Source organism: Hungatella hathewayi WAL-18680 (assembly GCF_000235505.1).
Classification (GTDB): Bacteria; Bacillota; Clostridia; order Lachnospirales; family Lachnospiraceae; genus Hungatella_A; species Hungatella_A hathewayi_A.
Genome location: NZ_JH379027.1, coordinates 1,520,093 through 1,535,874, shown reverse-complemented (window position 1 = coordinate 1,535,874; position 15,782 = coordinate 1,520,093). Strand labels below are relative to the sequence as shown.

Below are 15,782 nucleotides of genomic sequence, written 5' to 3'. Positions count from 1 at the left end.
CCATCAACGAATCGTATTTAAAGATTGATAAGGAACTGGAATTTGTCCCGAAGGACGGCGTTTACGCAGTGCCTTACGTGGCAAATGCCGCCGGTGTTCTCTACAATAAAGACTTATTTGAGGAACACGGCTGGGCGGTTCCCACCACCTGGGATGAATTTACCGCGCTGTGCAGACAGATTCAGGGAGAAGGGGTTCTGCCGATGTTCTTCGGTTTCAAAGACACCTGGAACTGTCTGGCGCCGTGGAATGCCATCTCTGTGGATTTAGCCCCCTCGGATGTCTGCAGCCTGGTCAATAAGGGGGAGACTACTTTTACGGAGCAGTACCGGGAAGTGGCCGAGCGGACGCTGGCTCTCTTAGAGTTCGCCCAGGAAGACCCATTTTCTTATGGTTATAATGACGCCTGCACGGCATTTGCCCGGGGAGAATCCGCCATGTTTGTCATCGGAAGCTATGCGGTCCCGCAAATCCAGTCGGTCAATCCGGACATCAACATTGACACCTTTGTCTTTCCCGCCAGCAATCAGGCAGAAGAAAATGTCCTCAACTCCGGCATTGATTTACAATTTTGTGTAATGGCCGACAGTCCCAACAAGGAAGCCGCCTATGAGGTGCTGGATTTCCTTCTGCAGGATGAAAATGTACAGCTCTACTTAGATAACCAGAATGCCGTACCCTGCAAAAACGGGGATTTCACACTGCCAGGGGTGCTGGACGGAGTGGCCTCCTATATCAGGGAAGGAAAAATGGTGGATTACCAGGATCATCATTACCCTACGGAGATGTCCGTGGATGCCATGATCCAGACGTATCTGATGGATGGAAACACCGATGTATTCCTGGAGAAATTCGACCGGGAATGGCAGCGGTATAACCGGGATTTGATTATAAAAGTGCAGAATTATGAGAGAGAACAGGAAAAGAAAGTCTCAGAAGGGGGAGAGGAAAATGACTAAAAAGAAAAAATTAAATGAGAGAACGCTCACGTTTCTTCTCATCACCATCCCGGTTTTGGCGTTATTTTTCTGCTTCAATACCCTGCCTCTGCTGAAAGGCTTTGCTTACAGCTTCACGAATTTCAAGGGCTACGGCAGCTACGACATGGTGGGACTGCGCAATTATATTGACCTTTTTCAGGATGCGCGGGTAGGGAAATCTTATGTATTTACCTTTAAATTTGCTCTGGTATCCACCCTGATTGTCAATGTGTTCAGCCTGGTACTGGCGCTGGGGTTAAACAGCAACATAAAAGGAAAGAGCGCGCTGCGCGGGTTTTACTTTATTCCCAATATTTTAGGCGGACTGGTAGTCGGCTATATCTTCAGCTATTTATTCACCTATATTCTGCCGGCGGCCGGGTCTGCGGCAGGGATCGGCTTCCTCAGCAAGAGCCTGCTGTCCAGCACCAAAACGGCATGGTTTGCCATCGTGTTGGTCTGCGCCTGGCAGTCCATCGCCATGAATACCATCATCTATATCTCCGGGCTCCAGACTGTGCCGGAGGATGTGTATGAGGCGGGAGCCATCGACGGCGCCACGGGCTGGAACAAATTTAAAAGCCTGACCTTCCCCTTGATTATCCCGTTTTTCACCATCAACATGGTACTCTGCATGAAGAATTTCTTAATGGTATTTGACCAGATTATGGCCCTGACCAAAGGAGGGCCGGCACAGAGCACGGAATCTATCTCCTATTTGATCTATAATAATGGCATGAGCGGCGGCCAGTTTGGATTCCAGAGCGCCAACGCGGTCATCTTCTTTATCATTATTGTTGCAATTGCCGTCATTCAGATGCGCACACTGGGTAAGAGGGAGGAACAGTTATGAGAAAATCAGAGACAAAAACTGTCGGAAAAATCAATTGGCCCATTACGGTTCTGCTGGTCATCGGCTGTATCACCATCCTGTTTCCGCTCTACATGGCCATTGTGATTGCCTTTAAAAATCCTACGGAAATGACCAACGATATCGCCGGGATTCTCTCTCTTCCCCAGCGTTTCAGCTTATCCAACTTTGCGGAAGCTATGCGGGTTACTGATTTCTGGCGTTCCCTGGGAAACAGCCTGTTTATTACCGGAACCGTCATCCTGTTGTCTGTCGTCGTTCATTCTCTGGCCGGCTATGCCATCGGCCGGAACATGGGACACAGCAAATTCTATAACCTGGCTTATCTATATATTGTCAGCGGTATGTTTGTGCCGTTTGCCATACTGATGATGCCTTTGGTAAAACAGACCGCACAGCTTGGAATCGCCAACCGGGCGGGAGTCATCCTTCTCTATATCGTTTTTTATATGCCTATGAACCTGCTGCTCTACTCCGGGTATTTAAAAAATATTCCCATGGCCCTGGAGGAAGCCGCCAGAGTGGATGGCGCCAGTACCTGGCGTACCTACTGGTACATTATCTTCCCGATTATGAAGCCAATGCACGCCACTGTGGCTGTCTTGACAGCGCTGGGCACCTGGAATGATGTGATGACGCCGCTGGTCATCATGTCCGGCAGCGGCAACAACACGCTTCCGCTGGCGCAGCTCACGTTCCAGAACCAGTTCGGCACCAATTATAACCTGGCCTTTGCCTCTTATTTACTGGCACTGCTTCCGATTCTGGTATTCTATTTGATCTGCCAGAAGCAGATTTTAAACGGAGTGGTAAACGGCGCCGTCAAATAAGCAAACAGCCGCACCTGTCAGTTTTCCAGCTGGCAGGTGCGGCTGTTACATTTATCCCAATGCCACATCTAAAATCATCATAATCACGAATCCGGCGGCAAAGCCGAGGGTTCCGATATTGGTGTGCTCCCCCTCCGACGCTTCCGGTATCAGCTCTTCCACCACTACGTACAGCATGGCGCCGGCGGCGAAGGACAGCAGATACGGAAGGATGGGCACGATGTAGGAGGCCAGCAGGATGGTCACTACCGCTCCGATTGGCTCCACAATCCCGGATAAGGTTCCCAACAGAAAGGCCCTGCCCTTACTCTTCCCCTCACTCTTCAAAGGCATGGAAATGATGGCTCCCTCCGGGAAGTTCTGGATGGCAATACCGATGGCAAGTGCAAATGCTCCCGCCGCCGTGATGCTCCCATCCCCAGTCAGCATACCGGCAAATACCACGCCCACGGCCATTCCCTCCGGAATGTTGTGGAGGGTTACCGCCAGCACCAGCATGGTGGTTTTGCTCAGGGAGCTTTTGATTCCCTCCGGCTCCTCATGGTCCAGGTGAAGATGGGGAATGATTTTATCCATCAGAAGCAGAAATCCTATCCCGGCCAGCAGCCCCACCGCCGCCGGGATAAATGCCAGCTTTCCCATATCCTCAGACATCTCCATGGCCGGAATTAAAAGCGACCACACGGAGGCCGCCACCATGACGCCGGAGGCGAAGCCCAGAAGCATTTTCTGGATGGTGGGTTTGATGGCGTCCTTCATGAAGAAGACACAGGCGGCGCCTAAGGTTGTTCCTATAAATGGTATCAAGATACCGATTGCTGTATTCAAAATATAATCCCCCTTTTTGTTGTTCCTGTATGTTATGTATATTCAGTAGTTTCTGTTTTCGAAAACAATATTAGTAATCTTTACTGATATTATATCATATCTGACAGGAATAGCAAGCAGGAAATCTTGTTAACATGACATTTTGTGACATCCTATAGGCGGTGGTTCTTTCTTTTTCGACATAGAAGAATCAGTAAAATGCTGAGGAGAGAAATGGTAAATGTCGTTAAGTAGAACATCCATGGGGTGTCATCTCCGGTTCTGGGACGGGGATATCCCCTGCCGGGTTTCCAGCCTGGACGGCGGAAGATGAGGCCGTTTGGATACCGGTAGGTTGGCTCGTAAAATGCCCGAATCAGGCCGGTCTTTTTCGGCGGTTCCTCCGCGGGTGGAAATGGGAAGGGCGGTATCAGTTCCTCGATTGGCGGGATGGTTGGCGGGACTGGTTTGGCCGGAGGGTTTGGGTTATTTGGAGGATTGGGACTGACCGGTTTTTCCGGCTCCTCCGGTTCTTTTGGGGGCTCTGGAGATGGGGACTCCGGCTGGTTGTCTGCCAGGATGAGTAAGGGGGCGGAGCCTGCTTTCGTGTTTGAAATGTGGAATGATATTGATTCGTCCTCCTTCCATAATTGATAGCCTGGGGGCGCCGCGGTCTCCCGGATGCGGTAGATGGTGTCCGGGGACAGGGGCGTTTGGATATCATAAGGTAACTGGCCGGAAATCCAGGTTTCGAGAACATTTCCCAGGACGTCCTCCAATTGTAAACTGGCGCCTGGCAGTGGGTGGCTGTCCGTGGCGTCAATCTTTTGGACAAGAGGAGCGCTCTTCCTGTCATACATGGTCAAGCCGTCCAGCTGACCATGGCTGTTGACGAAAAAGCTCCATTGGCTGGTGGTAGATGTCTGGCCGTCGGAGTACCGTGTTGTCTCCATAAGAAGGTAATCCGTGTTGGTCGGCGCATGCGTCCAGTCTAACGTTTCCACTGTGAAATATTCTTTTGGGGTAAAGGACAATAATGGAGTGCCATCCTGGGTGAACAGCGACAGATTCACCTGGACGGCGGTGCGCGCATCTATCGGGCAGTTTCCCTTTTCATCGAAGGAAAGGCGGCGCAGAACCTGGGAAGTGATAACGTCGCTTCCGTCGGAATAGATGGTGTGTTCCGTCAGGAGATAGGGACAATTCCTTTTGTATGGTTTATTAGCTGTCAGGATGTGCGTGCTGCCATCTGACAGCCAGCGTTCCAGCTCCTGGCCATTTTCATCGGATATGGTCATCTCCACACGGGTTACATAGCGGCCTTTTACGGTCAGGGACATGCCGCTGGTCTCATCTCCCCGGATTTCAATCATATCCAGCTGGTTTGTCATGTCCCGAATGCTCCTGCCATCCTGACTGACCGTGAAGAGAAGCGGCTCCGCAATACGATAGCCTGGGGGCGCTTCCAGTTCCTTCAACAGATAGGTCCGGCCGGCAATCAGGCCCTCGACGAGGTGGCGTTCCTCCGCTTTGGAGGTGCGCCAGACATCCCGCTTATCATTTTCATTGTCATACAGCCAGTTTCCGCTGCTGTCCCGGCCGTGTACCTCATAGATTGCCAGGAGCGCGCCTTCTATGAAAGGGGTTGAGAATGGAGCTTCGGTTGAATTTCCGGGGGAATTATGGAAATTAAAATCCTTCTTCCCGATGTAAAGTTTTGTCCGTTCATCCCGGATAGTCAGACCGATGTGGGCCTGGGCGGATGGGGCGTAGGACTGGCCTTTGTTGTCTGGTTGAAACTGGAAGGTCATGACTTCTGTGTTGACGGCATAGCCTTCCGGCGGGACGATCTCCGTCACGCGGTAGGTGTAAGGGATGATTCGGCCTGTCTCATCCGGTTCTCCCACCGGCAGATTGTCAAGACGGACGACGCCGTCCTGGTCGGACGCGGTGATGGATAGCAATGCCTCCCGCTCTCCATCCCGATACGCCCGGACTTCCAGCATGACGCCGGTCAGAGGCAATCCGGCAGTGGATTGTTTCATAATCTCCAACTGCCCGGTTACAGGCTCATTGACGGTGCGGACCATCTGTGGCTTTACCGTCCTCCTGTATTCCAGGCGGACGGGGGCAAATCTGGTATAATAGGCCGGACTTTCCAGCTCCGCCAGATAATAAATCCCCTCTTCCAGTCTCCTGATTGTGTGAGGTTTCAAGTCTCCTTTTCGATAGCCCTCCGGGATTCGCCCATTGATAAAATCACGTTCCCCATACACGCCGTCAACCCCGGTCTGCCATCGCTCCACCAGACAGGCAGAGTCTTGTGAAAATGTGCCATCAGGTGCGGCACGATAGAGGGCCAGCGTGGCACCTGGCAGTTCCTTTTGAATCTGGCCGTTGTTCAGCCAGGTTTTCGACACCACCAGCTCTCCTGTCCGGTTTTCCACGGAATAGCGCTGGACATCCCGGATGGCGTCTATCTGAATCAGTCTATCCTCCGCTTTTTCATAACCGGCAGGGACTCCGGTCTCCACCAGCACATAGCTGGCGCCTGCCGGGAGGTAGTCAAATCTTCGCATCCCCTCCGTTGTCAGATAGGAGCAGGCTCTGGAATTGACACTGGGTAACTGTCGGTAATCAAACTGGTATTCAAACACAAAATCGCGTCCCTGGCGGGTCACATCCTCCTGGTAGATGGTGATTCTCACCTTTTTGTTGTCATCCGTCTCATAGATCATCGTGGCGGATGTGGGGAAATAGCTGGCCTGGCCGCCATGGGATGCGACAGTGCTGTCGATCTGGCTGTGGCTCACATAGTAGGCGGAGCGTTCCAGATACCAGGTGATGGTCTGTCCTGGTCTCCGGTATTTCCAAGCTTCTAAGATTTTTTGCTGTTCCTCCTTGCCCATGTCTTCTGGAAACAGGAGTCCTCCCTCCTCCTCAATCAGCCGACGTCCGTCTTCCAGATACCAGATGCCGTCGGACGCGCTGTCCTTTGTGGCCTGGCGTTTCACAGACCAGCGGATGGAAGTGCCGGGAGTGGTTCCGTATTGGCGGTACATGGTTTCGAATTCGGTGATAAATCCGGTAAGTCCCGTGGGCTGGCCGGCGGGTGTGTTGCCGGGGATGTCCAGCGTCTCCGTAAAATCCGTGGCATCGTCGCTTTGCCAAGTGTCAATGACCTGCGATTCCTCATACTGGGGGATGCCATTTTCATAAATGACAGCTCCGTTTTCATCTGTTTTGGCTTTGTATAAGGTTAATTCTGCTCCGTTTAGAAGCGTTTTTCTGCCATTTTCCCATGTGTATTTCTCTACTTCCAGCTTTGTGTGGTCGTTGGGCATGGAAAACAGCTGTACTTCGGCGGTGTTTGTGATATACAGCTCCAGCGGCTGGCTTTTTACAAATCCGGAGGGCGCCTCCAGTTCCTCCAGGATGTAATAGCCTTCCGGTATTCCTTCCAGGTAAATGGGCGCGGTGGTGGTGGTCCACTGGGCAGTCTGCGTTTGAGGAATGGAGGCGGTGCTGGAGGTTGCGTGGAAGGAATAAGGGAGTTCGTCTGGGGATTTCTTTTTCAGGTACCAGCCTTTGGGATGTTCGGTCAGTTTGGATGTATAGATTTTATCGGCCTCGTAAAGTGCAAGTGTGGCACCGGGCAGAGGATGATGGGAATAGCGGCCTTTTTCCTCTTTGATATTGCCCATCACGGTGGGATTGTTCTGGTGGTCACGGTGATCCATGTCGAGAATTTTGAACTGGTAAGTATCTGTGCTGTCCACTTTTGACAATTCCAGCTTTATGGTCTTGTCTACGGTTCTGGCGGTATGCATGGTGGTAGTTTCCGCTACCCTGATTGCTGTGGGCATTGCTTTTAGATATCCGGATGGCGGTTGTAATTCCTCCATGATGTAAGTTCCGGCCGGGAGTCGTTTTAGGATATCGGGCTGGCCGTCGGTTATCTGATTATGAAACGGGTCGTTAGGAGTTTTCTCCGACGTTATCCAGGTGTTTTCCAGAATGTAACTCTCGCCGGTGCGGTGGTACAGTTTGTTTTCGGAGTTATGTAAACTGGAGGATGGTTTTATGGTGTAGGACGCGTCATTATATTGTTCCAGCTTGTCAGACTCCTTGTAGCGAACCTTGTCATGATTGCGGTCGTGGAGGTCCGTTCCCTTGTCGTAGGTTTCATTGCTCCGCTGATAATATTCTGCAAGGCCGTATTGGTTATAGACTGGATTCAGGTCTTTGGAGAAGGTGCCATTGTTATCATTTATCAAGACTTCATTGTTTCGGTTTTCCTGAGGGAGATTTTGGTTCTGGTCCTGAATCTGGTTCTGGTCTTGAATCTGGTTCTGCTCCTGAATCTGGTTCTGATTCTGCTCTTGGCCCTGATTCCGGTCCTGCCCTTGGTTCTGATACTGGTTTCCTGTTCGGGTAGATTCCCGATGGCTCTCTTCTCCCCCATCTGAATTCCAAGTGCCAGAAATGTAGCCGGATTCCTGGTGGGTATATGAAGGCCATTCTTCTTCCGGTATGGCTGCGCTGGAGTTGTTTGTTGGCTCAATCACAGCGTGTTCTTCACTGCCCTCCTGGTTTTCTCCCACAGTGGCAATTCTGGACGTGGTGATTTTATCCCGGGCGATTATATTTCCATACTCATCCCTGGCGATTTTTACGGGCCATACTAAAACTTTTCCGCCAACCGCTGCATGATCTGTTACATAAGCCATGCCAGTATGAGGGTCCACCTGGGCGTCGCGGTTACCATCGCGGTCAATGTGGTAGATAATGGTATCCGGCCCTGTGGTCAGAGACTTGTCTCCCGAAGAATACACAATCTGAGTGAAATCACCACTGACAAATTCCAGATAGGGAACACCACCTTTGAATGCAAAGATAGATGGTTCTGTATCTGATTTCCCATAAAGCGCTTTGTCTGACTCCAATTGAGTAATTGATATCTTGGTACGGTCTCTGTTGTATCCATAGAGACATGTTCCGCCGGAAATCCTCTCTTCCGTAAAAATATCCAGATTGTCCAAATCATAATAGAGGATATCTGTGTCTCCCCGTTCCACCATCTTTGCCGTCCAATACGGCTCCTCATCCGCATCATCCGGAATCTCCTGCACAAACTCCACACGCTGGCCGGCATATCCCTGTTTGAGATACATTCTGGTAATATTTCCGGTACCCGAACGTTCCATGACAAGCCCCTCATAGGCGTAATCTTCCCGGTCACCGGACGGCTTTAATTCAATCGCCTCGAACAATGTCATCATTGCCCCAGCCACATACGGATTCGTGTCGTCTGCCGTTTCCAGCGTTCGGGTGACATATCCATAGCCAGCAAAGGTACGCCCGTTGTATGCAATGTCAACATTTTCCCCTGCTGCCTTTCTGGCTTCTAAGTATTCCAGCGTTCCTTTCTGCCATGCATATCCTAAATACTCCCCATTTTCATATGCATACTCATAGGATGGGTTATTTCCTATCCTGGTCAAACTTCCGTCAACCCGGCCGCTTACCTTGTAGGTGACGGTCTTGTCTTTTGTTGTGTCGGCAGTATTGGCGCTGGATTCTTTTACTTTTTCAACCGTCAGTTTGATAGGCATATTCTCAACGTTGATGCGTGCCATGGGAATCGTATCCTGTGGCTTGTTTCCATGAGTAGTAGGATTGTCGGACGAATATTCATAAATGGCGGCCGCTACACGGCTATCGCGATTTCCTTCTTTATAGTAGGTGGCCGCGTCAGAATATATTTCAATGGCGACTGGCCTGGTGCGGACATATCCGGATGGCGGCTTCATTTCACACAGAACATAAACTCCGGCCCCTAGGGGCTGAGGCGTCTCCAAGTATCCGGTGTTCTGGTCCGCATAATACAGGCCATTGCCAGATTCCATGTCTTTCATAAGGCCATCTCTGGTTGTCGTGAAAGATTTAAAATCCCCGGTTTTGCTGCCTTTTCTGTCTGTGAGAATGATTTGCTCTGACTCCTTGCAGACAGGCGTTCCGGCCGGGACCTGACCACTGTAAAGGGTTCCGGGACCAATAGATGGACTTGAGACAGGACTGACTAAGAAGAATGAATGTGTCATACTTCTCATAAGCGGTGTAATATTGACAGCCCCCATGGCAGTCAAAAATTCCAGACTTCCGGCGATTGTCGTATCCTCCTCATAGAATTTCACCTGCCCTGTCCCGCCAGGACTGTCATCACGTTCCGCAACATAAATATTAAAAATGGCATCGTCATGCAGAATATTCTCGTGTGTCTCCGAATCCAGCTTTTCAATTCTCAATTTACTGGAGAAAAAGCGGTTCCCGAGTTTCGTATAAGCAAACCCTTTATAGGAACTTTCCCCATCCGGTTTTGTTTTACTGTCCTCCACCTCGGTCACGGAATTGTCGGAAGCGGAAACTGACCATGGCACCAGCATGGCCGCATATCTGCCTTCATAGGCCGTCTGCTTTCCCTTCATAGTTCCCACATTGTCCCGGTACCGGATTCCGGCTGCGTTTTCTTCCGTAACCGGGCCATCCGGATATGGGACGTTATCGGCAGTACCCTTCTGTTCGGATACGGAACTGTACCGGTAATATTTTGATACCGGTATCCGGCCGCCAAGTCCTTCAGACAGATAATATGGAACATTGCCCGTAGTCCGGTCATCCTGTGCATTGTAGTAGTTTTTATAGGGCTTCCACTCGTCCTGTGTCAGAGAATAGTAATCTCCCGCTCCGGCGCCTTCCCCTCCGTTTCTTATGGCATTGATGTTCAGGCCGTATTTGTAAACTTCAAAGTCCCCATCCGCATTTCTGCCATGAATCACATGGGCGGCTTCCTCGTTGAAACGGATATGATATTTCTGCTCCATCTGTGCCTGTGGAAGCGCTGCCGAATAATGATAATATCCATTCATGACTTCCGGCGACGCCTGGCTCCCGGCATAATCCGCATATACGGACGGCAGGGTCACTTCTTTTGGTTTATCAATCTGATAATGCCGGTTTTTAAAATCCTTCAAATCAGCGTACCGTGGCTGCTGTTCCACAACAATGTACGAGCCATACGGCAGATATGCCGAGGCGCCAAAATAATATCCTTCGCTGTTATCGGCGGCATCTCCATATAATGTATCTGCCGAAAGGGTCGTTTTGTCGCTGTCAGCGCCCCCATCGGCGGCACTGTCCCATGCAATCGAGTAAATTTCATCCAGGTCATAGCTGAAGAAGGGCTTTAAATAGTTCTCCGCTTTCCGTATGGCTTGGGCAAGAGCCATGTCATACAGTACACCTGTGTAGGCGGTATCGCCGGCACCCTTTTCTTTTTCATCCGGTGCTATGGCAACAGGCCGGACCAATTTTGCTATCTCATCTTTCAGATACCAGTCAATGGCAAACTGGCGGACCAAGTCGGAGGCCCTGGCGTTGTCTATGGAAGCCTCCGTGCGGTTCACCTGGTTGCCGATGGGCTGCCATGACGTGTATGTGGGGGCATTGTCATCCCACTTATCGTGATTGGCCACGGACAGGGCATCGAAAAACTTTTCGTAGTTGTAAGTGCAGATTATCCGTGTCCCGGTTCCGTCTTCCACCAGCTGGTCCGCCATTTCCAAAACGGACGTATAACCAGGATTCTGCTCCTCGTGAATCTGCCCATCCGCATAACCATAAAGAGCGTCATTGGCTGTGATAGCATCGTTAGAATCCTGATACAGGGGAGCAGTCACATGAGGAACTTTTGTATAGATTTGGGGAACCAGAGCGGGGTATTGTTCTTTGTCTGAAAGGACATTTATCTCCCTCCCCTTCCGGTCCAGCCAAATGATGCCGCCCTCCTCATCCCGGTACAGGGTCTCCAGGTTGGATTTCAAGTAGACTTTGAAGCGGAAGTTATCCATTTTACTGGCCGCCGTATTTTTGGCCAGAAACCCGCCGAACAGTTTTGTGAACCAGTCCTCATGTACTTCGGAATAGGAATTGGCATCCTCATAGGAGGATGCGTCGATACTCTTCGTCACCTTTATCTGCTGGCTGATGATGCGCTCCAGCACCGGGGCCGGGGAAACGTTTGTGTTTCCGTCCTCACATAAATCATGATTGCCGTTGTATATCAGACGCTGGTTCCGGATAAAGTGTTTGTCCCTGTCAAAATCCTTAGATGCAAAGACTCCGGCACCGGCACCGGCGATGCGGATAATGTACTCGGAATTGTTGAGGGTATCGCCAACAGAATATCCCCATACATTCTTATCTCCGATTTTGTCAATGTCCGTCTGTGTCAGCACTGTGCTTCCATTCGGCAAGGCGGCCGTAAAACTGGAAACTTTGGTTCCTGTCAGACTTGCATCTTTTGTCCCGACATGCAGAGTATATTGTTTGGAACTGTCATCGTAGATAACAAAGGTGCTGCCCGTCTGGTCCACGACTTCTTCAAGGCTGTTTACCCGCGGGACTTTGGAGGCGGTGACCGTCTCTTCCTGGATAGTCACCTCCTTATAATTCGGCTGGTATACCTTCCGGCAGAGCGGGGCATGTCCTGTCCAGTTTCCACTTCCATCCTGATACCAGTAATCGTAGAGAATATCACCGGCGGAGTAACACAGATAGCGGTCGGTGTCTGAACCGTATAAGTACCGGTCGGAAGGAATCCCGGTATCATCCACCGTGTAATCTGGTGTGACCTGGACACGGTATTTGGTTCCCGTCACACTGGTAACCGCATTCACGGTCACTTCGGAGCCGGTATATTTCCGTATCATATATCTTCCATATGTCTCATTCAGACGGAACAGATAGGCGGCAGTTATGTTTCCGCTTCCATCTGTTTCGTACAGAAAATCTTTGGAAGGAGTCATGCCTACAACGATGGTTGCCAGCAATGTTCCGTTTTTCTCCTCCAGCTTTTGAAGCCCACCATATGTGAAAACAGCATTGCCGATGTAGTAGTCCAGGAGCGTGTCTATCACGGATTTATTGGTTGTGGCACCGGATAATTCGATTGTCACTTCCGGCATCCCAAACACTTCCCTGCCGTTTACCATAGTATGAATATCGTAAACGGGATCATTCAGTTCCGAATAGCGGTTCCCTTCCTTTGGCGTGGACATGCCAATGGAACGCATCATTTGTTCCAGCTCGTATTTGACATATTTGAAGTTCTCGGATGTATCCGAATAAGCGGCCTGATATTTGTTTGGATTCGTGGCAGTCACGGTGCCAGCTAAGGGGAGTTTTTTCGCTTCACTGGCAATGGCAGTGTAGGAAACCGGTACACTTGGCACGGCTCCCGGTTTTTCAATCAGATTCCCGTCAATGGTACGTTTAAATACGGTGCCGTCCTGTGCGGTTTCATACAGAGGGGCTTCAGCTGCATCCACCCAGGAGCCGCCATCCGGAACCTGCACCTTCACCGGAGTCAGGGTAACGCCGTTGTAATAAAAATCCGCATTGTCCGGCAGACCATCAAGAACGATGTTGTAACCCTCCGTGGTGTCTTTGGACGTAACCTCCACATTCAGGAGGTTTTCCCGGTTCCCGTAGGCGTCATTTCCAGATGCAAATGTCACGGCGTGGCTTAACTGGCCGGTAATCCAGGCGCTTCCCTTGGGGGAGGATTTGGATTCGACGGTTTCCCCATAATCGGCCCGTCCGGCGTCCGTCACGTTGCTGACAGCCATATCTTTTCCCGTTATGGACAATTCGTATCCTTCGGACCGGGTCAGCTCCTTGATGTAATAGTTTCCAAGAATCAGCGGGCGGCCAATCCAGCAGTCACCGTTTTTCCCCTCATTGTTGGTATAAATTCTCCCGTTTTCCTCCTGGGGATAGGTTTTTACGACTCCATCCTGTGTATACAGGTTCTTCGGATATGCCTTTCCGGAATATTCTATCTGACCTGTCTTGTAGTTGTAGGCGCTGTGTGGCTTTTCTGTGATGGTCAGGAAGGAACCATCGCCGTTTTTGTCGGTGGCGGCCACGGCCACCAAATCGTTGGCATCGAATAAAATACCGCTTCCCCCGGTTACATTGCCATCCCCGTCACGCTGGGTATCAGGGCCATAAATATCGTCGGCCGCAAACAGACCGTAGACGGCTCCTTCCAGCGTGGCATCGCCCTGGGAATCGCCATAGGAGTCATAGGCTGCATGTTCTCCAGCAGCCAGCGCCAGGTCCCGTTTATTGAAATGAATCTGGCCTGGAACACGGTGGTCATATACAACAAACCGGTGGGCCATATTGTCCTCCGGCCCCTTGTCAGCTTCCGGCTGGCTGTCGGTGGTTGCACTGTCAGGATTAATGTAGCCGCCGCCGGCTCTCGCTGTGCGCAGCATGATATTGGCCTGTTCGGATGGCTGACAGGCCCGGGCGAAGGAATAGGAAGCGTTGGAAGGAGTTGCGTCCAACGCCTCCAGTTCCTCCCATTCCAGGTCCATGGTCATGTAGCCGTATTCATCATGTTCGCTGGATGCGTTGGAACTGCTGGCTATATTAGAACCACTGGTTACATTGGTGTCATTGGCTACGCTAGAATTACTGGCTGCATTAGAGTTGCTGGCTACGTTGGAATTGCTGGCTAGTTTATAGTCTATTTCTGCATTTGCATTCGTTGCAAACAAATATTTCTCTTCCACCTCTTTCTCTTCTTCCGTATGAGTCGACATTTTAACAGTGGCTCCCTGCTCTTCTGCGAAAAATTCCGGAAGGCCGAAAAAGCGGAGGAAACGGTTTATCATTTCCTGGAAGGGCGAAAGTTCATAGGCTTCTGCCAATTCCAGCATGCCATCTTCCGATACCGCATCGGCGGACGTTGCTGAATAACCTGGTCCTCTTTTTTCAGGAACGGCATAGCCTGGCCCGATGGGGCGTTCTTCCTTGATTGCATTGGGATCCGTTTCAGGCGGAAGGTCATTTTCTTCGTGGGAAAGGGAAACCGCGGCAGCTTTGGTGTCTTTCTCCATGTTGCGGAGAAACCCGGAAAACACAATGTCGATATTGCTTGTGGATGACCACCGGGCGTTCCGGCCAGCTTCGGACGCCGCTGTTGTTATGATTTCCACAGGAACGTCATCCGGATGCCCGTTCTGCCCGTGGAGGATATAGCCGTCCCGTGCATTGGTCTCCCGGAAGGTGTAGGAATATTCCAGGTTGATGAACGTTTCATAAGCGGCGTCTCTGGCGGCCCTGCACCCGGAGCTTTCGAATGCTTCGTCCTCTGAAGGAGTATCTTCACTTCCGCATTCCCAGTGATGAAAAGTTCCACCGCTGGAAGCTGCAACGGACTCACACTCATCTACGGCGGCCTGCCACTCTTCCATCAGAGCCTCATATTCAGCCATGGCATCATCTTCCCCGCTGTCCTCCCCGCCTGGGCTGTCACCGCCCTCACCGCCGTCCCCTTCTTCAATCTCAGGCTCCGGAGGGATGGGGTGTCCATCACAGTACTGATGGGCAAAATCATAATAGCGTGTATCGGAGTGGCTGATATGGCCGGACGCATCCGTTTCCATATCATCTTCGAAAACCAGCCAGTCGGCCCAGGTAGTCGGGTCCTCCCTCATCTTCTCTTCTACAATTCCGCCGTCAGTCTCATCGGAGCTTAACTGCCCGTCATCAAACTTTTCCAACATCTGCCAGGTGGATTTTTCCAGCGGTTTTCCTGTTTCGTAGTCGTATTTATTTAATTCCACGTTATAGTGGGATTCGAAGGTTTCTTCATGCTGGTAAATTTCGACACTGATTTCGCCGACGGTAAGGTCTCCGCCGCCACCGCCACTACCGCCGCCACCACCGGGGGGATTAGTGCCAGGGACGGATGTTGTGCTTATGTAAAATATCGGATTGGTCTCTTTTACATTTCCCTTTGCCCGGTATAACTGCTGGGAACCTGGAGCAGAACAATCAAAATACTCGAGAGAGCCTGTCACTTCCAGAACACGGAAGATAGAAGGGTCATAAGTTACTTTTATCGTCACCGGACGCTGGACGCCTCCAATCTCTCCCGGGAAACTCCACCATAGACCGTCAGCATCCATATAGGCCATGGCTCCTTGTGTGTCCGTAGAAACAGAACAATACTTTCGAAAGGTGTCCCAGTCACTCAGCCCGGCGATATCATAGAGTTTCTGCTTGTCAACAACTCCCGGTCCGCTTTGAATTTTTCCAATCCATAAGGGGGAATCAGCAGTATACTGGCTGACTACTTTGAAGATATCATTTGGGCTTTTACAACCAGAAGGGATATTAGCCAGAGACATGAAACCATCGTTGGCCATGCTCTCTACC

General features: G+C 50.9%; 5 protein-coding genes. 3 read left to right on the top strand and 2 right to left on the bottom strand.

Going from position 1 to position 15,782, the window contains the following annotated elements; genetic code table 11:
• From HMPREF9473_RS06855 to HMPREF9473_RS06845, 3 genes are all read left to right on the top strand, one after another.
• Positions 1-959: ABC transporter substrate-binding protein (locus tag HMPREF9473_RS06855; RefSeq protein ID WP_034858060.1), on the top strand; the 959-nt coding region annotated here is incomplete at its 5' end.
• A complete protein-coding gene (locus HMPREF9473_RS06850; protein ID WP_006779347.1) occupies positions 952-1,833 on the top strand; it encodes a carbohydrate ABC transporter permease in 882 nt (293 codons plus the stop codon). The genes HMPREF9473_RS06855 and HMPREF9473_RS06850, both read left to right, overlap by 8 nt.
• The gene (locus HMPREF9473_RS06845) at positions 1,830-2,681 is read left to right on the top strand and encodes a carbohydrate ABC transporter permease (RefSeq protein WP_006779346.1); all 852 of its coding nucleotides are present in this window, start codon (positions 1,830-1,832) and stop codon (positions 2,679-2,681) included. Before HMPREF9473_RS06850 ends, HMPREF9473_RS06845 begins: the two co-directional genes overlap by 4 nt.
• 51 nt (positions 2,682-2,732) lie before the next feature.
• On the opposite strand, the gene HMPREF9473_RS06840 is transcribed toward HMPREF9473_RS06845, so the two are convergent.
• Positions 2,733-3,509, bottom strand: a complete 777-nt coding sequence (locus HMPREF9473_RS06840; protein WP_006779345.1) for a ZIP family metal transporter — start codon at positions 3,507-3,509, stop codon at positions 2,733-2,735.
• Positions 3,510-3,661: 152 nt separating this feature from the next.
• Positions 3,662-15,772 carry a SpaA isopeptide-forming pilin-related protein gene (locus HMPREF9473_RS06835; RefSeq protein WP_138669947.1) on the bottom strand — a complete coding sequence of 4,037 codons (12,111 nt, stop codon included), beginning with the start codon at positions 15,770-15,772 and terminating at the stop codon, positions 3,662-3,664.
• Positions 15,773-15,782 lie beyond the last annotated feature (10 nt).

Coding starts and splice junctions, on each gene's coding strand:
- HMPREF9473_RS06845 (WP_006779346.1), top strand. CDS start 1,830: ATGAGAAAATCAGAGACAAAAACTGTCGGAAAAATCAATTGGCCCATT.
- HMPREF9473_RS06835 (WP_138669947.1), bottom strand. CDS start 15,772: ATGGCCAACGATGGTTTCATGTCTCTGGCTAATATCCCTTCTGGTTGT.
- HMPREF9473_RS06850 (WP_006779347.1), top strand. CDS start 952: ATGACTAAAAAGAAAAAATTAAATGAGAGAACGCTCACGTTTCTTCTC.